Below are 22,037 nucleotides of genomic sequence, written 5' to 3'. Positions count from 1 at the left end.
GTGTTCGCTATAATCGGGGTGCCTTTACAGAGCGATACATATGAGTACTGCTGTCGTTTCAACCGAACAATTACTGCAACAGCTACATTGGCGCTACGCTACCAAAAAGTTTGATTCGACAAAGACGATTACGCCTGATGTTTGGCAAGCCCTGATAGAGAGCCTAGTTCTGGCTCCATCTTCATTTGGGTTACAGCCCTGGAAGTTTTTTGTCGTCACCAACCCCGAAACTCGTCAGCAGTTACTTGAGCATAGCTGGGGACAAACCCAGGTCGTTGAGGCATCCCATCTAGTAGTACTAGCGTTCAAAAAGGGTTTGAATACAGACGACGTCGATCGCTTTATGCAAAATATGGCAGACGTGCGTCAGGTGTCGATCGAAAACTTGCAGGGATTCGCTAAGGTAATCAACGGCTTTATGGCTAAGCCTCCCTATCCTCTTGATATTGATGAGTGGTCGAAGCGACAGGTTTACATCGCGTTAGGGCAATTTATGACAAGCGCCGCTCTGTTAGGCATTGATACTTGCCCCATGGAAGGCTTCAACCCACCAAAATACGATGAGATTTTAGGGTTGACAGAGCAAGGCTATGCCTCTGTCGTGCTGTGTCCGGCAGGCTATCGAGCAGAGGATGATAAGAGTGCATCGCAGGCGAAAGTACGCTACCCAGCTCAACAGTTGGTACAGTACGTGTCGTGACAGCTGTTAGCTTCAACTCCCTGACATCGCCAGATCCCCGACTTCTTGAAGAGGCCGGGGATGTGAGTAGTGATCGTCCACCCAAAGCAGCACTGATTGTCGGCGCAGGTCAGGGGATTGGGTTAGAGTTTGCGCGACAGTTCTTGCAGGCAAACCGGGTCGATCGTCTCTATGCCACCTACCGCAACTCGCAAGCGGATCTATTGGCGATCGCTGACCCGCGTCTCCATTGTTTGCCGATGGATATTACAGACGAAGCGCAAATTGTTGCGGTAAGGCAAGCGATTCAAGCAGAAAGCCCAGCCCTGCACTATGTCATCAACTGCGTCGGTGTGTTACATGAAGGCGCGATGCAGCCTGAAAAAAGCTTGCGGCATCTCAACACTGATCAGCTTCTCCATTATTTTCAGGTCAATAGCATTAGTGCTGTGCTGCTGGCAAAACACGTACAGCCGTTGCTCAAGCATAGCGATCGCGCCGTTCTAGCAACTATTTCCGCAAAAATTGGCAGTATTAGTGATAATCACGTGGGTGGATGGTACGGCTATCGAGCATCCAAAGCCGCGTTAAATATGTTCATGCGCTCAACCGCGATCGAATACAAGCGCACCTGCCCACGAGCCATCGTCGTCACCTTGCATCCTGGCACCACCGACACGCAGCTATCAAAACCTTTTCAGCGCCATGTGCCGCCAGAAAAACTCTTTACCGTCGATCGCACCGTCAAGCAATTGCTCACCGTACTCGATCAACTTCAAGAAAGCGATAGTGGCGAGTTTTTCTCCTGGGATGGCAGTCGTCTGCCCTGGTGAAGACTAGAGGGGTGAGGGGTAAGAAAGTTTTGAGCTTTAAGTTAAATTTCTCTCCCGCGTCCCCTGCCTCCTTTGCTTCTTCACTCCCTCACCTAACGCAGCAGCAGCACACCACTCTGAAGCAACCCAATTACAAACCCCAGAATTCCACCTAGATTAACGATCGCCTGTAGTTCACTTCGCACAATACCATTGATCGCATTTTCAAGGTCTTGGGGCGATGTCGCCTGAACGCGCTCAATAATCACCTGATCAATATTGAGAATGGGAATCGCTTGCATCACCAATGACTCCAAATCGCGCTCCAAATAGCGTTCCAGGATCAGCGCCAAATCCAGGCTAACTACTTCCAGGGACGCATTTACTACTTCAGACGTGCGTAAGCGATTGAGAATGATCGTGGCTACGTTCTCCCAATCAACAGACTTGCCTAATTCTTCCAGCACATCAGAACCTTTGTCCTGAATGTAGACACGCACACTGTCACGCATGGTTTTTCGCAGTTGCCGCACGGTTGAAATAGGCAGGTTTTGCAACGATAAATTTTGCAGCCATTCTTGTAGCCGTCGCCGCAGGTTCAGTGTCGAAACCAAGTCTGCAATGCGGATATTGCTGGCTTCTTTCTCATCCAGACAGAAGGTACGGAGCCGTGTTAAAGAGTTGCGGACACCAAACAGGTTGGCAACTACCCAGTAAGTACCACTGGTGCGCTCACGAAAGCCTTCGTCAATAACCTGGATATTGCGATCGGTCAAAAAATCGATCAGCGCCAACCGGATCGAATCTGGCGGTACAACTACTTGCAGTAGCCAGTCTGCCAATTTCACAGACTGCTCATCATTGAGCTGAAACTCCAGCAACACTTGATCAAAAACTTGATTCAACTGTGTCTCTAGAAAATCTTCGCGACGGGCTAGCACCTTCAGCAACCGTGGCAACGACTGACCTAATAGATCCTGCAAAATGCTTGCCAGCAATTTCGCTGTTTTTTGTTCCTTATCCGTTTGGATCTGCTCTAGCGCTAGCTTGAGCAACCACGAGATTGCCCCTTGCACCCGCTCTGTTTGTAACAGCCGTTTCGCCAGTTTTTGCAGTTCGTCCGGCGTAAGCAACGACCCCATAATGGTGTCTGAAATGCGCTTTGCCAGCCGCTCTTGATTACGGGGAATTAGCCCCGGTGTAAACGGCACCTGTCGTCCGCCAATGTAGCGTGGCGTGTAGGGACGAAACAGCATTTTAATGGCAATATCATTGGTGAAATAACCAATAATGCCGCCAACTACAGGTGGAGCAACAAACAGCCAGAGCGTGGAGAGATTCAAGGAAGAGACGGATAAAGGATAAAGGATGAAGGATAAATACTTTAGTCTTTAGCTTTTAGCCTTTAGCCTTTAGCTTTAACCTTTCATCACCACCAACACTCCCATCGTACCGCCAGCAATGGGATAGTGTGTGGCAGCAGCGAAGCCAGCCTGACGCGCCAACATCACCTGCTCACTGCCAGTAGGGAAGCGATCGAGGCTGGGAGCGATATAGGCATATTCGTCAGTCAAATCAAACTGCTGCGCGGCAGGTACGACGATCGCCTCTAAATACCATTGCTGAAGGGTGCGTATCATCGCGTTTGATGGACGATGGAAATCGAGAATGGCAGCCTTCGCGCCAGGTTTCAGAACGCGCTGAAGTTCGCGGAGGCTACGTGGAATATCAGTAACGTTTCGCAACCCGTAGCCCATTGTGGCAGCGTCAAAGTGATTAGCTGGAAATGGTAAAGCCAGGGCATCCCCTTCTTGCCAGGTAATTGATGGCTGGGGGTAACGCGCCTGAGCACGTTGCTGCGCGATCGCCAACTGTGCCGCTGCAAAATCAATGCCAATCACGTGTCCTTGCAAGCCCACACAATCAGCTAACAGAAGCGCCAAATCACCACTGCCACAGCAGACATCCAGGCAATGATCGCCCGTTGCGGCTCCGCTCCACTTCACTGCCATCTGCTTCCAAACGCGGTGCTGCCCCAGACTAAGTGAGGTATTTAGCTGATCATAAACAGGGGCAATGCGGTTAAAAAGTGTGCGAACGCGATCGGCAGTCATGCTGGCTGAATTCTCAGTACTGGACTTTTAAACAGTAGACGCTAAGTGCTGAACCTTTCGTTTAGTTCAACGCTTACAGTCTACCGTCTCTAGTCTTTGGCTCAGGAGTCTTTGGCTCAGGCAACGGGACGGTAATACCGAACACAGGTTAATGCTAAAGCAACCTGCTGGGCAGAAAGGTGCAGCAAGACGAGTTCATCTTCCCGTAAGGTGCAGGGTTGGTGCCACTGCAATGAGAGTACTGCAAGCACTTCCTCACGGTAGCTAACAGGAACCAGCAAATGCGCCTGCACGCCAGAAGCCGTGTAGTGATCCAGAGCTGCAAGCGTTGCATCCCCCGGAATGTTAACAGCAACCTGCATTTTTTGAGATTCGATCGCCGCGGCTACTAAGGGATCTTTCTCTAGCCAATTGTCTAAAGCACCATTCAGGCTGAACTTGCCCTGACTAGCAACCAAGCTATTGCCTTCTACCAATTGCAAAATGCTGCCGTCTGCCTGGAAGCTTTTGCCAAAGGCTGTCGCGATCGGCTCTAAAGAGGCTTCTAAATGAGTGGCATCTTGGGCAGCTCGCACAATCGTTGTCAGGAGAGCCGTTTGCGCCTGCGATCGTCGGAGTTCTTCAGTACGCTGTTTCAACAGTTCGTAGGTTTCGGCAGCGCGTTGCACTACTGCTTTCAGTTCATTCGGGTCCCATGGCTTAGTAATGTACTTATAAACTTGCCCAGAGTTAATCGCCTCAACCAGATCTTCAACATCTGTAAAGCCTGTGAGAATGATCCGCATGGTATCTGGAAACTGAGGCACCGTGCGACTCAGAAACTCAGTGCCTTTCATCTCTGGCATCCGCTGGTCAGAAATGATGACTGCGACCTCACCTTCTGATGCCAGCAGCTCAAGGGCACGCACGCCGCTTTCTGCCTTCAGCACTTGAAAGTCGCGTCGAAAAGTCCGGTAAAGCAAGTCAAGATTGTCCGGTTCATCGTCAACTACCAGCATTTTTGCTTTTTTAGTCCGATCCAAGCTTGTTAACTGGCGGCTAAGGGTATCGAGATCGGGAATGGCGTAGTCCATAGTTCCAGCTAGCTCCTTTGGCAAGACTGAGAGAGGAAGGTATTCAAAGCTCTGCATAGCCACAGATACAGGGCAGTAAAGCAGTCAGGCAATTGAGTAAAAACGTCTTTATCATAAACGCTGCGTCTTGATGAAACGCAGCACAGCACCAAGTTAAATTACCTGATTCAACACTGTCCTACTGCCTGTATGAAACCTAGTCTTGCCACTTTTGCGACGTTTCTAACTCAATCGCAAAAATAACGCGACAATGCCTACCCTAAATAGTCAAAGCCGCGCTCGCTTCTCCTCACGGCAAAGAAAGCGATGCTTACAATCGCTGCGGAATAAGCGCTACTAAGAAAGTGTTTTAAAGGCGAGAAATCACCAAAGCCAAGAGCTACAACCGAAAGTTACAACGATTTCGGCTCGCTGGCTGGGAACGTAAGCGGTGTCAGTGCACCGGACAGAAAAAAGCTGGTAGGGAGTTCGCTACCATCTGCCTCTAAAACCCATGCCGCAGAATCGGTAGAAGCATTACGAGAGTTGACGATTGGTGCTGTAGCGGTAATATACCCAATGTAGTTGCCCATTAAAAAATAGACTACAAGCATTGCCGCTGCTGATGCTGCAACCAGTGTACCAGCCAGCATCAGCGAAAACTCATCGCGATCAACTGCCTGCTGCATCAGATGCAACGAGCAGGCAACCAGAGCGATAACGAAAACAAGAATAAATATCAGCATACTTGAAGTATTGTAACAGATACTCAGATTCCGTCACCATTGCAAAGAAAAATAGGTCGATCGACTCTAATCGCTAAAATCAGCTCCTAAGATTGGGTCAGATTTAGTCAAGCGACATCGGCTTCAGCAGCACTGCTGAAGCTAACCCTTTAGGAAGTGCTCGAAGAGTGATCAGGTAGAAAGAACACTTAGACGAGGCGGACAGGCACCTGTTTAGCTGCAAGATGAGACTTAATCTGAGCTACCGTTAGGTGCCCGTAATGGAGCAAAGAAGCAAGCAATGCTGCCTCTGCCTTGCCCTCTGTGAGGATGGAGTGGATATGTTCACAATTGCCTGCACCACCGGATGCGATCACGGGAATTTCTACCTGTTCGGCGATCGTGCGTGTTAGCTCCATGTCATACCCTGCTTGGGTACCATCTGCATCCATGCTTGTTACCAGCAGTTCGCCAGCACCGCGTTGCTCAACGTTCTTTGCCCAAGCGACCGCATCTAAACCCGTATTCTCTCGCCCACCCCGAACATACACATCCCAGCCAGGGTTATCTACATCCATACGACGACGAGCATCGATCGCGACCACAATACATTGGTTGCCAAAGCGATCGCTCGCACGATCAATCAGATTAGGATCACGTACGGCTGCTGAATTAATGCTTACCTTATCCGCCCCAGCTCTTAACAATTGTTTAATAGTTTCTAAGTTTTGGATGCCACCACCTACTGTCAGCGGAATAAAAACCTGCTCTGCAGTGCGATATACCACATCAAAAATGATGCCCCGGTCTTCATGCGTTGCCGTGATATCCAAAAACACCAGCTCATCGGCTCCAGCCTGGTTGTAGACTTGCGCTAACTCAACGGGATCACCAGCGTCCCGCAAATCGACGAAATTGACTCCTTTCACCACGCGCCCTGCTTTGACATCCAAACAGGGCAGAATTCGTTTTGCCAGCATGGTGTTTTATAAACGGTTGAACTCTATGAATTCTAATGCGTTTAGGGATGCGGGAGAAAAGAGTGGGAAAAGCAGAGAGGCAGGGGAGGCAGAAAAAGCAAGGGAGGCAAGGGAAGTAGTTTAAGTTTTAAAATGCTAACCGTCCTCTTACTATTCGTACCGCACGTTCTGGCTACCCCTGCTCCCTTTTTCTCCCCCCATCTCCCCTGCTCCCTTTTCTTCTCCAAGCCCCAATTTCTCCCTGACGCTGATACACTAATCCTTGGTTTTAATAGTCTTGGAGTGGCGATGGAAGTCGGTCAAAAAGTGTGTGTGTATCGGTTGCGGGATCGCGTGTCTCCATTAATTGCTAAGCGACTGGGGCAGATCGGCGTGGTTCAGGATTACAAGATGACGGATGGAAGTGGCGTTGGTTTTTTGGTGAAGTTTACGGACAATTCAGCAACGTGGTTTTTTGAGGATGAGGTGAGACCTGCAACGGGGGACAATTGATCAAGCTTCGGCTCATTTTTTGGGCTTAAACAGACGATCGCGCCATCGCAGTGCAATCGCTCATGTTTACAGATGTGCCACATTGCAGACAGATGTGTGCGGATTCTGAGCAATCGTTACCATAAGGGGAAATGCTGGCGATTTTTGGCTGGCACACGTTAGGCATTGGGCTTGGGGTTAGACACATGGCGCGAATTTTGACTTTTTTGGGTAAGGGTGGCGTGGGTCGGACGACGATCGCGATCGCGGCGGCTAAACGTTTCGCAGCCCAGGGGAAACGAGTACTGCTGGCATTTCAGGAACCGGAAGCTGCTGTAGGCATTCTTTTGGGTGAGGTCCCCGGTGTTGAGGCACAGGCACTAGCGCCCAATTTTTTTGTGGTGCAGTTTCAAGCTTCTGCCCTGCTCGAACGCAGTTGGGAAGAAGTAAAAAAACTGGAAGCGCAGTACCTCCGTACGCCGTTCTTTAAAGAAGTCTTTGGGCAAGAGCTAGGGGTTTTACCTGGCATGGACAATGCGCTCGTCTTGAATGCTCTCCGGGAGTACGATGCGAGTGGTCAGTACGATGTGATTGTGTATGACGGTGCGGGGGACCAGGCAACACTTCGGCTGTTTGGCATGCCTGAGATTCTAAGCTGGTATACCCGTCGCTTTCGTAAGGTTTTTGCTGATTCAGATTTGGGTAAGACGGTAACACCCTTTTTGCAGCCGCTTGCCAGTGCTGTGTTGAACGTAAGCTGGACGGACGATCTTTTCAATCAGCCAGCCGCCAAGCAAGCAACCAATATTCTGGAGCAGGGTAGACAGGCATTAGCTGATCCCAACAGAGTGGCAGCGTATTTGGTAACAACGGAAGAGCCAGCCACCATCGCCACTGCAACCTATCTCTGGGGTGCAGCACAGCAGGTGGGGCTGACCGTTGGAGGGGTCATTCTTAACCGAGCCCACGACAGTGCCGCTGTAGCTCAGACGTTTGCACCCCTCGCAGTCACGCCTATTCCGACGCAAGCAGTCGATGACTGGCAACCGCTGATTGATGCATTACCTGACCTGGAGCAGGCGTCACAGGCGCCTCGACCGATCGCTATTAATGTTGCAGAGCGTAAAGTCAGCCTCTTTTTGCCTGGTTTTGATAAAAAGCAAGTCAAGCTCACACAGTCTGGGCCAGAAATCACGATCGAGGCGGGCGATCAGCGGCGCAACATCCTATTACCACCCGAATTAAGCGGCAGACCTGTGACGGGGGCAAAATTTCAAGACAGTTTCCTCATTATTTCTTTCTGATTGCTTCATTTCCTTGTAGCCCCTAGCTTCTAGCTCCTGCCTTTTAAGGAAGAGCTTTAGTAAACAAAGTACCTTTAGGTTTGGCACTAAAGCCATTGGCTGCATACGAAGACGCTAGCAATCTGCCTCTAATTAAGCGATACATCTTCAAGCCCACTTAAGTTCTGATGCGGACATTGACACTGTATGACTGAATCGAATCCTGCTCCACTGTCAGACGAACCTGTTGCTGCCGATCTTGCTCCAGAGGCGGCAGTTGCGCCTGTTTCACCTGCGGACGATCGCAGCGCTAGAACACGTCAACTGCTTGGCATGAAGGGGGCGCAGACAGGCGACACCTCGATCTGGAAAATTCGGCTGCAATTAATGAAGCCTATCACCTGGATTCCGCTGATGTGGGGTGTTATCTGCGGGGCAGCATCGTCGGGCAATTTTCGCTGGACGCTAGAGAATGTGTTGATTTCAGCTGCCTGTATGTTTTTTGCGGGTCCGCTGTTGACAGGCTACACGCAGACGGTTAATGAATACTACGATCGCGAAATTGATGCGGTGAACGAGCCGTACCGCCCGATTCCCTCTGGCGCGATCGCGCCGTCGCAGGTTGTGACGCAGATCCTGGTGCTGCTTGCCGCTGGCATTGCGATCCCTTACGCACTCGATCAGTGGGCAGGTCATACGTTTCCAACGCTGACGGTATTGGCTCTGGGTGGCGCTTTCGTTGCCTATATTTATTCTGCTCCTCCTTTAAAGCTCAAACAGAATGGTTGGCTGGGTAGTTATGCGCTTGGTGCAAGCTACATTGCGTTGCCGTGGTGGGCGGGTCACGCGCTATTTGGCGATTTGAACGCGACGATCGTCGTGCTGACACTGTTTTACAGTCTGGCTGGCCTGGGTATTGCTGTTGTCAACGATTTTAAGAGCGTGGAGGGCGATCGGCAATTCGGCTTGAAATCGCTGCCTGTCATGTTTGGCATCACGACTGCTGCCTGGATTTGTGTTTGTATGATCGACCTTTTTCAGGCTGGCATTGCAGCTTACCTGGTAAGCATTCATGAAAATTTGTATGCGGCGATTCTGCTATTGCTGGTGATTCCACAAATTACTTTTCAGGATATGTACTTTTTACGCGACCCTCTAAAGAACGACGTGAAATACCAGGCAAGCGCTCAACCGTTCCTTGTATTAGGTATGCTGGTTGCCGCTTTGGCGCTGGGTCATGCTGGAGTGTGAATGACCATAATCAGTACTAACTGCGTTGAGGGCGTTAGTCCAACCAACGATCCCCGACTTGACCTCTGCTAGGATTCTGTCAAGATATATCAAACCCCTCTTCTTTTATGAGTGGGGATCTGGCTACGGGTTGAAGCTGTCAGGGTTTGCTAATACCACAGGGTGGAGTTTAATCCCAACCCGTACAATGAAAACGGCGATCGCTTGGTGGTGATGAGGCTGTAGTGTGGAAAACTTTCTTTCAAAGCTCAAAAACTTATCGACCCGCTCAAACGGTGCGAGAGCACTTCAACGCTCTGACAATGCTGCTAATCGATCGCCAAAACCGCCGTCAGAGGCAGTACAGAAGGTCGATCGTCCTGCTTCCATTGCTCGACGCATCAAGCGTTTGCAACTGGGTAAGCTGCACCGTCAGCCCCTTTTCTGGGTGGCGCTGGCGTTAGGTAGTGGCGGTGCCCTAGCTGTTGGCGTTTGGGCAATTGATAAGGGTCTGCCCGACGTTTCAGACATTGCCAGCTTTGCCCAAAATGGGACGCTGACGATTAAAGCGGCTGATGGCGGTGTGTTGCAGCAGCTTGGACCTGCAACACGGCAAAAGCTCACGATCAAGCAAATGCCTGATCGTGTTGTTAAAGCGTTTGTTGCGGCTGAAGACCGCCGCTTTTATCAGCACAATGGCGTTGATTATCAGTCGATCGTGCGAGCAGTGGGATCAAACTTGCTTGCCCGCGACCTGGTTGAAGGTGGCAGCACCATTACCCAGCAAGTGGCACGTATTATTTATCTGAATCAAGATCTCAACTTCGGGCGTAAGGTTCAGGAAGCGTTTTTAGCACAAAAGATTGAGCGCACCTTGAGCAAAGACCAGGTATTGGAGAAATACCTCAATCTGGTCTATTTGGGATCAGGCGCTTATGGCGTGGCAGATGCCGCCTGGGTTTACTTCAGCAAGACAGTCGATCAATTAACGTTGCCAGAAATTGCGACGATCGCTGGCTTGCCCCCTGCCCCCAGTGACTACTCCCCACTAGTAAATCTGCAAACTGCCCGCCAGCGGCGCGACATTGTGCTTGAGCGGATGCTGGAAGCAGGCTACATCACTGCCTCTGAAGTCGAGCAAGCCCGTGTGCAACCACTCACCCTTAAACCTAGTGCGCCCAAAAAGCTCTACAGCGATACCCCGTACTTTACCTCCTACATCCAGCAACAGTTGCCCAAATTGCTCTCGAAAGAGCAGCTAGAAGCGGGTGGGTTGACCGTTGAGACCAGTCTTAATCCCAAATGGCAGAAGGCGGCTGAGAAAGCGGTTCAAGATGCTGTGAAAAACATTGGTCCTGCGGAAGGCTTTAAGCAGGCGGCACTGGTCGCGGTTGATCCCCGCAACGGCGAGATCCGGGCAATGGTTGGCGGAACTGACTTTATCAACAGTCAGTTTAACCGTGCGACACAGGCGCAGCGGCAGCCCGGTTCGTCCTTTAAGCCGATTCTTTACACGACCGCGATCGCAACAGGCAGTTCTCCCTATGCATCTTATTTAGATGCGCCTTTAACGGTAGATGGTTACAAGCCTCAGAACTACGGCAGAAAATATAACGGTTGGATGACACTACGCGATGCTCTTACCAACTCGATCAATCTGGTTTCAGTCCGCCTACTCATTGAGGTTGGCTTTGATCCAGTGATCAAGCTAGGGAACAACCTGGGCATTCGATCGAAGCTACTGCCTACCTATTCTCTGGCATTGGGCGCATCTGAAGTTAACTTGCTGGAGATCACAAATGCCTACGCGACTCTAGCAGCAAAAGGCATTCATAGAGAATCGCACGGCATTCGTCGCATCCTTGATCGCAAGGGCAATGTCATTTACACGACTGAGGTGAAAGCGAAACGAGCGGTTGATGAAACGACCGTTGCGATCGTGACCTGGATGATGCAGAACGTCGTTAACAGCGGCACTGGGCGGGCAGCGCAGATCGGCAGACCTGTTGCTGGCAAAACAGGGACATCTGAAGAAGCACGCGATCTCTGGTTTATTGGCTTTGTGCCACAGATGGCTACTGGCGTATGGTTGGGCAATGACGATAACAGCCCCACCTGGAGCTATAGCAGCACCGCTGCTGAAGTTTGGCACAACTTCATGACCACAGTTGTCAAAGGGATGCCGCCTGAGAAGTTTCCTGAGCTGCCCAAGCTTGACAACCGTAAAGGAAGCCTTAAAGCAAAACCTGTGCGTCCCGCAAGTATGTATGATGGCGAAGCACCGCAACCGGAAAGCGGTTATTCAGACGGTTATCGCGAAGAGGAGCAATGGTCGGAACCTGCTGCCGAGTCATCAGGCGGCTCCGCAGATAGTGCCCCTGCACCCGAGGCTGCACCCGAGCCTGCACCAGAAGCAGCCCCTGAGCCTGCACCACCTCAAGAGGCTGCACCAGAGTTGCCCCCAGCCGAGCCAGCACCGCCATCGACGACTTCTGGTCCACCTCAAACTGAGCCACTTAATTAATTAACAACGGCTATAGCAAATTGGCTTGCTCTAGGAGGCTACAGGGCAGTTGTCGCTTGCTTCGAGACGCTTCTTCAGCTAATCACTGTACACCTGGTAAAGTTAGGTTGCCGGGTGCAATATTATCTGGATAAGAACCGCCATTACTTAATTCGCAAAGTAGGTGAAGCGGTTTTCGTAGACGATGCGGTCTGCGGTTTAGGAAGCAGCGATCGCCCTATGCCCCTATTTACAGCGTATGCTAAATACCGCTGCAACGCTGTTCCATTGAAGCCTGACCATGTTTACAAAGGTGCTGATTGCTAATCGGGGTGAGATCGCTTGCCGGATTATACGTACACTCGATCGTCTGGGTATTGCCTCTGTTGCCGTTTATTCCAAAGCCGATGCTCACTCTGCACACGTTGCGGCTGCAAGTGAAGCTGTTTGTGTAGGGTTGGCTCCAGCATCCCAGAGCTATTTGCAGGCAGATACCATTCTGGCAGCAGCACAGTCAACTGGAGCCGATGCTATCCATCCAGGCTACGGTTTTCTGAGTGAGAATGTTGCGTTTGCCGAAGCCTGTATGCAGTCAGGGATTGCCTTTATTGGACCCAGCCCTAAGCAAATCCGGCAGTTTGGGTTAAAGCATGAGGCACGGGCGATCGCTCAGCAGGCTGAGTTGCCCCTGGTTCCTGGCACGCCCTTACTGGATGATCTAACACAAGTGAGACAAGCGGCAGCAGCGATCGGCTACCCCGTGATGATTAAAAGCACGGCAGGCGGCGGCGGTATTGGGATGCAGCTTTGCCGTGAGGAAGCAACGCTGGCAGGACTCTTTGAAACCGTACAGCGCTTAAGCCGCAATAATTTTAACCAGAGCGGCGTGTTTCTCGAAAAATATGTTGAACGGGCACGCCACATCGAAGTCCAAATTTTTGGTGATGGGCAAGGGACAGTTGTGGCTCTGGGTGAACGTGACTGTTCGATTCAGCGACGCAACCAAAAAGTCATTGAGGAAGCCCCTGCACCTAACATTCCCGAGGCGCTGCGGCAGCAGTTGTTTGTAGCTGCCATGAAACTCGGTAAAACGGTAAGCTATCAGTCGGCAGGCACCGTTGAGTTCATTTACGACGTCGATACCGAGCAGTTTTACTTTCTGGAAGTGAACACTCGCCTCCAGGTTGAACATGGCGTGACCGAAGCCATTACAGGTGTAGATCTGGTGGAGTGGATGATCCGGCAGGCAGCAGGCGAAGCGCTGTCCTTAGAGACGTACCGCTATCAACCTAACGGACACTCGATTCAAGTGCGGGTCTATGCTGAAGACCCCAACAAAAACTTTCAGCCTAGCGCGGGGATACTTACCCACGTCCAGTTTCCCGATGCCGTCCGCTGCGATACCTGGATCGCTACAGGAACAGAGGTTTCGCCCTTTTACGATCCACTGCTAGCCAAAGTTATTGTGCATGGAGAAACGAGGGAGGCAGCGATCGCCACCCTCCAAGCTGCCTTGGCTGATTCCCGTTTGGACGGCATTGAAACCAATCTAGAGTATCTGCGCCAAATTATTGCGGGTTCTGCCTTTGCCGAGGCTGCTCTGACAACCCGTTTTCTCGATCGCTTTGCTTACCATCCCAGCACGATCAATGTTCTCGTTGCAGGAACTATGACGACTATACAGGACTATCCCGGACGGGTAGGTTACTGGGATGTGGGTGTACCGCCTTCGGGTCCAATGGATTCCCTAGCTTTCCGCTTAGGCAACCGCCTAGTAGGCAATCCAGAGACAGCAGCAGGGTTGGAATGTACGCTATCGGGACCCACCTTGCGTTTTAATACAGACACAGTGATTTGCCTAACAGGTGCCACGATGAAGGCAACGTTAGACAAAGAGCCGATCGCCTTTTGGACGGCAGTTCCCGTTAAAGCAGGCAGTACCTTACGCCTAGGGACTATTCAAGGTAATGGCTTTCGGACCTACCTTTCTGTGCAGGGTGGCTTTGATGTGCCCGCTTATCTGGGGAGCAAAGCCACCTTTACCCTCGGTGGGTTTGGTGGGCACGGTGGTAGGGCGCTACAAGTAGGGGATGTGCTGAAGGTTCATCCAGCCTCATCACAGGAACCGCAAATGCTGCCGCCAGAACTTATTCCTACCTATCCCACACACTGGGACATTGGCGTACTGTATGGTCCTCACGGGGCGCCCGACTTCTTCACTGATACGGACATCGACACGTTTTTCAGTACGCACTGGGAAGTTCATTACAACTCAGCACGCACTGGGATTCGACTGATTGGACCCAAGCCTCAGTGGGCAAGGCAGGATGGCGGCGAGGCAGGGCTACATCCCTCCAATATTCATGACAATGCCTATGCAGTTGGCACGATCGATTTCACAGGTGATATGCCGATCATTCTTGGGTTGGATGGTCCTAGTCTGGGTGGCTTTGTGTGCCCTGCAACGATCGCCGAAGCGGAGCTGTGGAAAATTGGACAGCTCAAACCAGGCAACACGATTCAGTTCCATCGCCTCACCTTTAATCAGGCATTGCAGCAAGAGTTGCAGTTAGATTGCCAAATTCGGACCTTACAAGTCAGCCAGACTCTTACAGTGGACGATGACGGCACCCGCGACCGCGCTATTCTCGCCACGCTGCCTGCCACTGAGACGCAAGTGGCTGTCACCTATCGTCAGGCAAGCGATAAGTATCTGCTAATTGAATATGGTCCGTTGGTGCTGGATTTGAATCTGCGCTTTCGGGTGCATGAGTTGATGACCTATCTACAAGCCAATCCGCTGGCAGGCATTTTGGAACTCACGCCCGGAATGCGATCGCTCCAGGTACATTACGACAGCCGCGTGTTGTCTCAACAAGACTTGCTGGCGGCACTACAAGCAATTGAGGTAAAGCTGCCTGCGATCGCCGCTTTAGAAACATTACCAACCCGTATTGTCCATCTACCCTTATCCTGGGATGACGAATCAACGCAGTTGGCGATCCAGAAATATATGCAGTCGGTGCGAAACGATGCGCCCTGGTGCCCCAGTAATATTGAGTTTATTCGTCGCATCAACGGGTTAGACAGCATTGCAGACGTGAAGCATATCGTGTTCAACGCTAGCTATCTTGTTATGGGGTTGGGCGATGTTTACCTCGGTGCCCCGGTTGCTGTACCGCTTGATCCCCGTCATCGCCTCGTCACTACCAAATACAACCCCGCTCGCACCTGGACACCCGAAAATGCAGTTGGCATTGGCGGTGCGTACCTTTGCATCTACGGCATGGAAGGTCCGGGTGGCTACCAGTTTGTGGGGCGTACAGTGCCCGTATGGAATCGCTACAAGCAAACAGCAGATTTCAAGGATGGCAATCCCTGGCTGCTACGGTTTTTCGATCAGATCCGGTTCTACCCCGTTTCCAATGCCGAACTGACGCAACTGCGCGAAGACTTTATTGAAGGCAAGTTTAAGCTGACGATCGAAGAAGCAACCTTTAATTTGCAAGACTATCAGCAGTTTTTACAAAGCATTGCTGAGGAAGCCGCCACCTTCAAAACTCGACAGCAAGCTGCTTTTCGTGAAGAGCGCGATCGCTGGGCACTTAACGCACTCGATGAAAGCACGATCGCTGACGAACCAGACTCGCCACCAGCAGCAACGATCACTATTCCAGAGGGTTGCTATGCCATTACCGCAGCGACGACCGCTAGCGTGTGGCAAATTTTGGTCAAACCAGGCGAGCGCGTTACCGAAGACACAGGCATTGTGATTCTAGAAGCAATGAAGCAAGAAATGACGCTATTAGCAGAGGAACCGGGCATTGTCACCGAGATCCTCTGCACTCCAGGGCAACTCGTTACCGCTGGACAGCTGCTGGCAATTATTCAGAGCTAGCTGCTGCGATCGGACGGCATTGCTTCGGAAGGGGTGCTTGTTTGAGACGGACTCGCAAGTACGCTCTGTAGCTCTCGCCAAAGTTCGTCACGACGATGCAGCCCTTCTAACCGATGCACAACCTCACCCCGCTCAAAGAGGAGAATAGTTGGTAGGGTTGTAATGCGATAGCGAATCGAGAGCTTGAAGTTTTCGTCGGCATTGATCCCAATGAGCTTAAACCGCTTGCCCCATTCCGCCTGAAAGCGCGTTAAGAGCGGCTCGATCATCTTACAAGGACCACACCAGGGTGCTCCAAAATGCACAACGACAGGGGTAGGAGATTCCAAAACTTCTTCTACAAAAGTCTGTTCGCCCATTACAACTCTATGCTTCCTTACGATTTATAGATGCTTAATAATTGCCTTGGGATCATCCTACCAGCCAACGCTATTTGTTGCACGGATTAAAATTGGATGTGCCCACCAAAAAAGTAGAACAAAACCACCGACCCCCAGATAGGCAGGACGAAGAAATTCTTGCCATTTTAGAGTTTGCTTCCCTTGCACAATCGCCTGAAAGGGAATGACAGAGGTACGCGCCTTGACCGCTTCAAATGCAGCACCGTACCGGGCAAGCAGCCGACGATCCCCATGCCACACGCCAAACAAATGATGCAGAATTAACCCGATCGAAGTCACGACCATAAATGATGTCCCTACCCATAGCGTGTGTGCTACACACCAAATGATTTGTCCTACCATTTGTGGATGGCGCGTAACGCGAATGATGCCACTTTCATATAGGTGAACTTCTGGTTTTTGAATCGCTGCTACTTCCAATAAATTGAACGTGGCTGGATAAAGGAAAAGAAAAGAAATTGCTGACAAAAGCCAAACAATGGTTTGTATTCCCGTGATGCCCTGCAACTGCCAGAGCTGTTTGCCATCGTAGCGGTGATTAAAAAAGTAAATAATCAGCACGACTGCCAGACTCAAGCTCACCAGCGCAAAGAAAACCCGGTAGAGTCGTGGACCAATTTGGCTTTCGCCCCAGGGACGTAACGCTGCCAGACCACTATGGGCGATCGCAAAACTCAGCAGCAAGCCCAACATAATAAAGTGGCTAGGCGTTAACCAATCGAGAAACATAAGAGGCAAAAGGAAGTAAGGAAAGCGGTTAACCGTAATCTATCATTTCTCCTGCCTCTCCCCTCCTGCTTCTGCCACCAGTTGAGCAATCATTGCCTTGAGACATTGCTCTGCTAAGGAATGGGAACTAAATAAGTTCGAGGTAGGGGCGGGTTTTGCTGTCAAAGATATGGCAGGATGCAGTTTAGTCTACTAAGCTCGCCCCTACAGTTTGCGGATTAATCAAATTCATGATCCTAAGTTATTTGGGTTCGCTCCTGTGGCGTTTTCTTTTGAAGACTGTTGTCAAAGCCAAACATAGAGCTTGAGCCTTTAGCGTTCCACTTCTAGCGTCTGGCTTCCTCGATATAATCGATCGAGCTTCAAAAAATACACGTTTCATGACCAACCCTTCGCTTGACTTTGATCTTGCTGTCATTGGTGCCGGCATGGCAGGGCTGACCTGCGCGCAACAGTTGCAACAGGCAGGAAAGCGCGTAGTCATTTTAGAAAAGTCGCGGGGTGTAGGCGGACGGATTGCGACTCGGCGCTTGCATGAGACGTTGGCGGATCATGGCACCTGTTACCTCACGCCCAAAGCAGAAGCATTTCAGGCGTTGCTTAAGCAATTGGTAGCAGCAGGCGTTGTACAGTCCTGGACAGATACAGTACATGAACTGAGTGCCGCTGGCACCCTCAGCGCCTCACCTGTGACAGACCGTTATCCTCGCTACGTTGCGCCTGCTGGCATGACGGCGATCGCCAAATGGCTTGCCAAGAGTTTGGACATTCGCCTGAGCCACCTGGTACAAGCGTTAGCGATTGTGGACGACCATTGGCAACTAACGATTCAAAAAACGAATCCAGATGCAACAAAAACAACTGAGACCCTAACGGCTGGGGCGATCGTCCTGGCGATCCCGGCTCCTCAAGCTGCTGTTCTACTGCAATCCGTGCCTTCGGAGGTTTTGCCAGAAGCATTTTTGCAGCAGGTGAGAGCGGTCACATTTACGCCCTGCTTAAGTGTGATGGCTGGCTATACGCCCGATCGTCAGCAGGATTGGTTCTCGCAGTATCCTGAAGTACGATCGCTGACTTTTGTGAAGGATGCTAATCTTTCCTGGCTTGGCTTAGACAGCAGCAAACGGTCTCTCGTGCCCCAGATTACATTGCCTCAAACGACATCACCTCAGACTGTCTTTGTGGTGCAGAGTACAAGTATGTTTGCCGAACAGTATTTAGATGCGATCGATCTGCAAGCGGCAGGCTATCAACTGCTGAAGCGATCGGCTGAAAAACTGGCTCCCTGGCTAGCAAAACCAGACTGGCTCCAAGTGCATCGCTGGCGTTACGCGTTTGCCAAAACGCCCCTGTCACAGCCCTACCTTGCAGCAGCAACTCCAGTACCACTTATCTGTGCTGGCGACTGGTGCGGCGGTATCAAGGTAGAACAAGCCTTTTTGTCAGGGTTAGCCGTTGCAGAGCATTTGAACACCTGATAATTCTTAGCCCAAATATCCAGCCACAAAATTACCCGAAACTTTTTAGCTTCGGGTAATTTTGTTATTGCTTTACAGCGGCTTAACCGTTAAAGCTATGGCTGCGATCGCAACCAGAGACCGCTAGCAAACTAAGCAATGGCAAATACGTTTTCTGGCTTAAAAAGCGCTTTTATGCGTCAGCAGCGCCTTCACCAGCCCGATTTGCACCATCTTGATCGCCACCCTCAGCCTCGTCACGCCCACCGCCATCAGTGCGTCGTCTACCAAAGCGACCTGTATTCGTTTTCTTACGGAACTTCCGGGCGTACGCCTGATTACGGAGAGCTTTTTCTTTCTTTTGGTTGCGGCGTTTAGCCATGAGTACCCCTTATAAGACAACCGACAGTAATAAGCCAATTAGCGCTCAAATTATCGCTAAAAAAAGCAGCCTGTGTTTCAAGCTGGTTGGCGATGGCTTAAAAATTTGAGAAGCAAGATGATCACTTTAACACAATCTGCTGAACCTATTAGACATTAAACGTTGAAATGGTGTGAACTGAAAAACCAATGATGCTTTAGCGATCGTTGCTTCCAATTAGTGCTTTTAGTAGGGACGTTACAGGCATCGTCCTTAGAGGCGATCAACGGAGATTCCAATACTTAACTCTCTGCGGCTGCAACCCATTGAGCGATCGCCTGAGCTAAACCATCTAGCGTATATGCCTGCGCTTCTGCATCTACTCTGCCTAACAAGCTAGTGCAGGCTTTGGTCGTTTGAGGACCGATCGACGCGATGCAGATTCCATCTAACCAGGCTTGCCAGGAGTTATCTACCTGTGATTGTTCTAACAGTTGACAAAAGTGCTTCACGGTTTTGGCACTAGCGAAGGTAATCACATCGACAGTGCGGGTTTGGAGGGCAGTCAGAGCCTCAGGTGCGATCGCCTCCGGGCAACGCGATTGGTATGCCGCTACTTCGGTAACAGCGGCACCGCGGTCGATAAAATCTTTCACCAACACATCCCGACCACCGCTTTCTACTCTGGGGAAAAGCACTCTGGCTCCCTGCAAAGAACCAGGGAAATGGCTAGCCAGCGAATCGGCAACGAACTCTGGCGGCACGAAATCAGGCTGCAAGCCGCGTTGCTCTAGCTTGTACGCCGTTTTATCGCCAATGACCGCAATTTTTAGCCCTGCTAGGGCACGAATGTCGCGAATCTGAGTCGCCAAACGTTCAAAAAAGTAATCGACGCTGTTTGCAGACGTTAGCAGCAGCCAGTCGAAGTCTGACAGTCGAGCCAGCGCGTGATCTAGTGGTTGCCAGCTAGAAGGCGGCACAATTTCGAGGGCTGGCATTTCGATGACCGTTGCCCCATCGCGCTGGAGTCGTGCGGTAAATTGGCCAGACTGGGTTGCCGATCGCGTCACCAGCACCGTTTTGCCAGCCAGGGGCAGAGCGGCAGTGGTAGCATCAGCAATGATCGCATCGGACGTTGAATCTGGAGTAGTAAGCACAGTCGAAAAGGGGGCAAAGGAACGGGGTTGAAGATAGGAACGTAGCTTGACAACTTCACCGATCACAATCACACAGGGAGAGAGTGCTGCGGTTGCAGTTTGCTGCAAGATGGTTTGCAGGGTGCCTTCCCAAAGCTGCTGCTGTGACTGACCAGCCCAGCGAACAATGGCGATCGGTGTTTGGGGCGATCGCCCATGCATCTGAAGGCGACGTAGAATCTCAGGCAAGTGCCGCCCACCCATAAGAATAACCAGGGTGTCGATTCGTGCCAGCGCCAGCCAGTCCAGCTCGTCTGGTTGATGACCACTAAGCACTGTAAAACAGCGACTTAAGACTGGATCAGTCAGCGGAATACCTGCCAGCAACGGTGCCACCAGCGCTGAAGATAACCCAGGCACCACCTCAAACGCACAGCCTGCTGCCGTCAACGCTTCGATTTCGGCATGGCTTCGACCAAAGATAAACGGATCACCACTCTTTAATCTAACCACGTGTTGTCCTTGCAAACAGTGGTGCACCAGCAAAGCATTAATTTCTGCTTGTACCATACTAGGCTCACCACCGCGTTTGCCTACGTTAAGCAGCAAGCAGGTTGGGGGTGCTAGCTGTAGCAAAGCGCTGTCTACCAGTGCGTCGTAGACCAGCACCTCTGCCTTGGTTAGTAGCTGCTGTGCCTGTACAGTTAAATAAGCGGCAGCGCCCGGTCCCGACCCGACGAGATAGACGATGCCGATGTTCTTAGCCATGTGTCTCAACACTCTTTGCTTTCAAAAATTTGGAAAACTACGTACGCTATTTGGCGGATGGTCAGTTAGCCTAGACTCAATCTAATCAGCGATCGGGCGCATCTTCACAGGATATCCAGGATGACTACAGTTCCTAAACCTGCCCTGATTGGTTTTGGTGCAGCGATTTTTCTTACGGCTGCTAGTGTTACGGCTGCTACCTTGCACTTTCAACCGTCTTTGGTGGCAGGGCTACAAGCTGTCCGCAAAGCTGCAACAGCACCTAAAGCGATTTGCAAAACAATAGCGACAGATCCGTCACCACCACTGAATGTTCGCTCCAGCCCAGTTGTTGCACCTGATAATGTCGTGGGCACTGTGCGGAATGGCACTCAATTAGTAGTTGTCGATCGCAATGAAGGCTGGCTACGGATCAAGCAGCCACAAGAGGGCTGGGTTTATGAGAATTTAACCGTAACAAGCTGCATTTCAGCGGCGGCAGAGACACAGACGAGCACCCCCATTGCGGCTGATGATGGTTTAAGCGTTTTAGCCAAAGCAAATGAACGCTATCAAGCTGGCGACCTTGAAGCCGCGATCGCTCTGGCACAAGCAATCCCCGCGACCAGCGTAGCGTATCAACCCGCTAAAGGTGCGGTCAACCAATGGCAGCGCGACTGGAAGACCGCAGAAACCACCTTTGCAGAAATGCAACGAGCGATCGCAGCTAAACGCTGGGAAGACGTACTGAGCAAAGTCCAAACGTTTCCAGAGAATCGCTTTTGGCGGGCAAAGTTAACCCCGATCGTTAAAGTTGCGATCCAGCGCCAGAAGGGTAGCTAGGCAGAAGTTCTCACTTTAGGGTGGCGCATCTACAGACCGCAGCACTCGACAGGGATTGCCCACAGCAACCACATTTGCGGGAATATCTTTGGTGACAACGCTGCCAGCACCAATGGTCGTATTGTCGCCGATCGTCACGCCAGGACAGATAATCGCCCCTCCGCCAATCCAAACGTTGTTGCCAATGCGAATCGGTGCGGCAAGTTCGCGTCCTGTCAGCCGCACAGTGGGATTGGTGGGATGATAGGCGGCGTAGATTTGAACATAGGGAGCGCAAAGGACATCATTGCCAATGTGTACCTTGTTGCAATCGAGAATCACACCACCGTAGTTCATATAGAAGCGATCACCGATCGTAATATGGCTGCCGTAATCGCAGTGAAACGGCGGCACAATTTGGGGCTTCTCACCGATCGCACCAAAGAGCGCTCGTAGGGTCTGAATACGCTTGTCTTGTTCTGTTTCAGTTGTTTGGTTGTAGAGTCGCAAGAGCCGTAATGCCCGTTGGCTCTCTGCTACCAGCTCGGCATCATTGATGGGAAGGTACAGTTCGCCTGCCAGCATCTTTTGCTTTTCGGTTTTTGATGTGTCGCTCATGGTGCTTTAGCAGGTATAG

Annotated in this window: 20 protein-coding genes; 10 read left to right on the top strand and 10 right to left on the bottom strand. The window is 51.1% G+C overall.

Going from position 1 to position 22,037, the window contains the following annotated elements; genetic code table 11:
* Window positions 1-40 precede the first annotated feature (40 nt).
* Both H6F86_RS29895 and H6F86_RS29890 read left to right on the top strand, forming a co-directional pair.
* Window positions 41-700, top strand: coding sequence for an NAD(P)H-dependent oxidoreductase (locus tag H6F86_RS29895; protein WP_190454843.1), 660 nt, complete (start codon window positions 41-43; stop codon window positions 698-700).
* Between the two features lie 62 nt (window positions 701-762).
* Window positions 763-1,512, top strand: coding sequence for an SDR family NAD(P)-dependent oxidoreductase (locus tag H6F86_RS29890; protein WP_190454841.1), 750 nt, complete (start codon window positions 763-765; stop codon window positions 1,510-1,512).
* Window positions 1,513-1,604: 92 nt separating this feature from the next.
* Here the strand turns inward: H6F86_RS29890 and H6F86_RS29885 are convergent, their stop codons facing one another.
* The 5 genes from H6F86_RS29885 to hisF form a co-directional block, all read right to left on the bottom strand.
* On the bottom strand, window positions 1,605-2,834 hold the full coding sequence (locus H6F86_RS29885) for a DUF445 family protein (protein ID WP_190454838.1): 1,230 nt from the start codon (window positions 2,832-2,834) through the stop codon (window positions 1,605-1,607).
* 75 nt (window positions 2,835-2,909) lie between these two features.
* A complete protein-coding gene (gene ubiE / locus H6F86_RS29880; RefSeq protein ID WP_190454834.1) occupies window positions 2,910-3,605 on the bottom strand; it encodes a bifunctional demethylmenaquinone methyltransferase/2-methoxy-6-polyprenyl-1,4-benzoquinol methylase UbiE in 696 nt (231 codons plus the stop codon).
* A 116-nt stretch (window positions 3,606-3,721) separates the two neighbouring features.
* Window positions 3,722-4,678, bottom strand: coding sequence for a response regulator (locus H6F86_RS29875; protein ID WP_190454832.1), 957 nt, complete (start codon window positions 4,676-4,678; stop codon window positions 3,722-3,724).
* Between the two features lie 392 nt (window positions 4,679-5,070).
* Entirely contained in the window at window positions 5,071-5,403 is a 333-nt protein-coding gene (locus H6F86_RS33270) for a hypothetical protein (RefSeq protein ID WP_347241387.1), read from the bottom strand.
* 188 nt (window positions 5,404-5,591) lie between these two features.
* Window positions 5,592-6,362 carry an imidazole glycerol phosphate synthase subunit HisF gene (hisF, locus tag H6F86_RS29865; protein ID WP_190454829.1) on the bottom strand — a complete coding sequence of 257 codons (771 nt, stop codon included), beginning with the start codon at window positions 6,360-6,362 and terminating at the stop codon, window positions 5,592-5,594.
* A gap of 132 nt (window positions 6,363-6,494) precedes the next feature.
* Between hisF and H6F86_RS33265 the strand changes: the two genes are divergently transcribed.
* The 6 genes from H6F86_RS33265 (at window position 6,495) to uca (ending at window position 15,747) form a co-directional block, all read left to right on the top strand.
* Window positions 6,495-6,854: a DUF2862 domain-containing protein gene (locus tag H6F86_RS33265; protein WP_347241385.1), complete on the top strand. Its 360-nt coding sequence runs from the start codon at window positions 6,495-6,497 to the stop codon at window positions 6,852-6,854.
* Window positions 6,855-7,039: 185 nt separating this feature from the next.
* A complete protein-coding gene (locus H6F86_RS29855) occupies window positions 7,040-8,137 on the top strand; it encodes an ArsA family ATPase (RefSeq protein WP_190455346.1) in 1,098 nt (365 codons plus the stop codon).
* Between the two features lie 186 nt (window positions 8,138-8,323).
* A complete protein-coding gene (gene chlG, locus H6F86_RS29850) occupies window positions 8,324-9,367 on the top strand; it encodes a chlorophyll synthase ChlG (protein WP_190454822.1) in 1,044 nt (347 codons plus the stop codon).
* Between the two features lie 226 nt (window positions 9,368-9,593).
* The gene (locus H6F86_RS29845) at window positions 9,594-11,870 is read left to right on the top strand and encodes a PBP1A family penicillin-binding protein (protein WP_190454820.1); all 2,277 of its coding nucleotides are present in this window, start codon (window positions 9,594-9,596) and stop codon (window positions 11,868-11,870) included.
* A gap of 114 nt (window positions 11,871-11,984) precedes the next feature.
* On the top strand, window positions 11,985-12,176 hold the full coding sequence (locus H6F86_RS31975; RefSeq protein WP_206756123.1) for a hypothetical protein: 192 nt from the start codon (window positions 11,985-11,987) through the stop codon (window positions 12,174-12,176).
* Window positions 12,151-15,747 (top strand): urea carboxylase, encoded by a 3,597-nt coding sequence (uca, locus tag H6F86_RS29840; RefSeq protein WP_190454817.1) that lies wholly within the window; start codon window positions 12,151-12,153, stop codon window positions 15,745-15,747. Before H6F86_RS31975 ends, uca begins: the two co-directional genes overlap by 26 nt.
* On the opposite strand, the gene H6F86_RS29835 is transcribed toward uca, so the two are convergent.
* Together H6F86_RS29835 and H6F86_RS29830 are read right to left on the bottom strand one after the other, a co-directional pair.
* Window positions 15,744-16,106, bottom strand: coding sequence for a thioredoxin family protein (locus H6F86_RS29835; RefSeq protein ID WP_190454814.1), 363 nt, complete (start codon window positions 16,104-16,106; stop codon window positions 15,744-15,746). The genes uca and H6F86_RS29835 overlap by 4 nt on opposite strands.
* A gap of 57 nt (window positions 16,107-16,163) precedes the next feature.
* Complete coding sequence (locus tag H6F86_RS29830) at window positions 16,164-16,877, bottom strand: NnrU family protein (protein WP_190454809.1); 714 nt, start codon at window positions 16,875-16,877, stop codon at window positions 16,164-16,166.
* 380 nt (window positions 16,878-17,257) lie between these two features.
* Between H6F86_RS29830 and H6F86_RS29825 the strand changes: the two genes are divergently transcribed.
* The gene (locus tag H6F86_RS29825) at window positions 17,258-18,355 is read left to right on the top strand and encodes an FAD-dependent oxidoreductase (RefSeq protein ID WP_190454807.1); all 1,098 of its coding nucleotides are present in this window, start codon (window positions 17,258-17,260) and stop codon (window positions 18,353-18,355) included.
* 172 nt (window positions 18,356-18,527) lie between these two features.
* Here the strand turns inward: H6F86_RS29825 and H6F86_RS29820 are convergent, their stop codons facing one another.
* Window positions 18,528-18,716 carry a hypothetical protein gene (locus H6F86_RS29820; RefSeq protein ID WP_190454804.1) on the bottom strand — a complete coding sequence of 63 codons (189 nt, stop codon included), beginning with the start codon at window positions 18,714-18,716 and terminating at the stop codon, window positions 18,528-18,530.
* Between the two features lie 281 nt (window positions 18,717-18,997).
* A complete protein-coding gene (gene cobA / locus H6F86_RS29815; protein WP_190454801.1) occupies window positions 18,998-20,599 on the bottom strand; it encodes a uroporphyrinogen-III C-methyltransferase in 1,602 nt (533 codons plus the stop codon).
* A 120-nt stretch (window positions 20,600-20,719) separates the two neighbouring features.
* Here cobA and H6F86_RS29810 point away from each other — a divergent pair, with 120 nt between their 5' ends.
* On the top strand, window positions 20,720-21,421 hold the full coding sequence (locus H6F86_RS29810) for an SH3 domain-containing protein (protein WP_190454798.1): 702 nt from the start codon (window positions 20,720-20,722) through the stop codon (window positions 21,419-21,421).
* A gap of 15 nt (window positions 21,422-21,436) precedes the next feature.
* Here the strand turns inward: H6F86_RS29810 and H6F86_RS29805 are convergent, their stop codons facing one another.
* Entirely contained in the window at window positions 21,437-22,018 is a 582-nt protein-coding gene (locus tag H6F86_RS29805; RefSeq protein WP_190454795.1) for a sugar O-acetyltransferase, read from the bottom strand.
* Between the last annotated feature and the right edge of the window lie 19 nt (window positions 22,019-22,037).

The organism is Phormidium sp. FACHB-592, from assembly GCF_014695795.1.
GTDB lineage: Bacteria > Cyanobacteriota > Cyanobacteriia > Leptolyngbyales > Leptolyngbyaceae > Stenomitos.
This window is presented reverse-complemented; position numbering and strand designations above follow the sequence as displayed.

Bases quoted from the DNA above. Each gene is read 5' to 3' on its own strand.
- H6F86_RS29895 (WP_190454843.1), top strand. From the start codon at position 41: ATGAGTACTGCTGTCGTTTCAACCGAACAATTACTGCAACAGCTACAT.
- ubiE (WP_190454834.1), bottom strand. From the start codon at position 3,605: ATGACTGCCGATCGCGTTCGCACACTTTTTAACCGCATTGCCCCTGTT.
- H6F86_RS29875 (WP_190454832.1), bottom strand. From the start codon at position 4,678: ATGGACTACGCCATTCCCGATCTCGATACCCTTAGCCGCCAGTTAACA.
- H6F86_RS33270 (WP_347241387.1), bottom strand. From the start codon at position 5,403: ATGCTGATATTTATTCTTGTTTTCGTTATCGCTCTGGTTGCCTGCTCG.
- hisF (WP_190454829.1), bottom strand. From the start codon at position 6,362: ATGCTGGCAAAACGAATTCTGCCCTGTTTGGATGTCAAAGCAGGGCGC.
- H6F86_RS33265 (WP_347241385.1), top strand. From the start codon at position 6,495: ATGCTAACCGTCCTCTTACTATTCGTACCGCACGTTCTGGCTACCCCT.
- H6F86_RS29855 (WP_190455346.1), top strand. From the start codon at position 7,040: ATGGCGCGAATTTTGACTTTTTTGGGTAAGGGTGGCGTGGGTCGGACG.
- chlG (WP_190454822.1), top strand. From the start codon at position 8,324: ATGACTGAATCGAATCCTGCTCCACTGTCAGACGAACCTGTTGCTGCC.
- uca (WP_190454817.1), top strand. From the start codon at position 12,151: ATGTTTACAAAGGTGCTGATTGCTAATCGGGGTGAGATCGCTTGCCGG.
- H6F86_RS29835 (WP_190454814.1), bottom strand. From the start codon at position 16,106: ATGGGCGAACAGACTTTTGTAGAAGAAGTTTTGGAATCTCCTACCCCT.
- H6F86_RS29830 (WP_190454809.1), bottom strand. From the start codon at position 16,877: ATGTTTCTCGATTGGTTAACGCCTAGCCACTTTATTATGTTGGGCTTG.
- H6F86_RS29825 (WP_190454807.1), top strand. From the start codon at position 17,258: ATGACCAACCCTTCGCTTGACTTTGATCTTGCTGTCATTGGTGCCGGC.
- H6F86_RS29820 (WP_190454804.1), bottom strand. From the start codon at position 18,716: ATGGCTAAACGCCGCAACCAAAAGAAAGAAAAAGCTCTCCGTAATCAG.
- cobA (WP_190454801.1), bottom strand. From the start codon at position 20,599: ATGGCTAAGAACATCGGCATCGTCTATCTCGTCGGGTCGGGACCGGGC.
- H6F86_RS29810 (WP_190454798.1), top strand. From the start codon at position 20,720: ATGACTACAGTTCCTAAACCTGCCCTGATTGGTTTTGGTGCAGCGATT.
- H6F86_RS29805 (WP_190454795.1), bottom strand. From the start codon at position 22,018: ATGAGCGACACATCAAAAACCGAAAAGCAAAAGATGCTGGCAGGCGAA.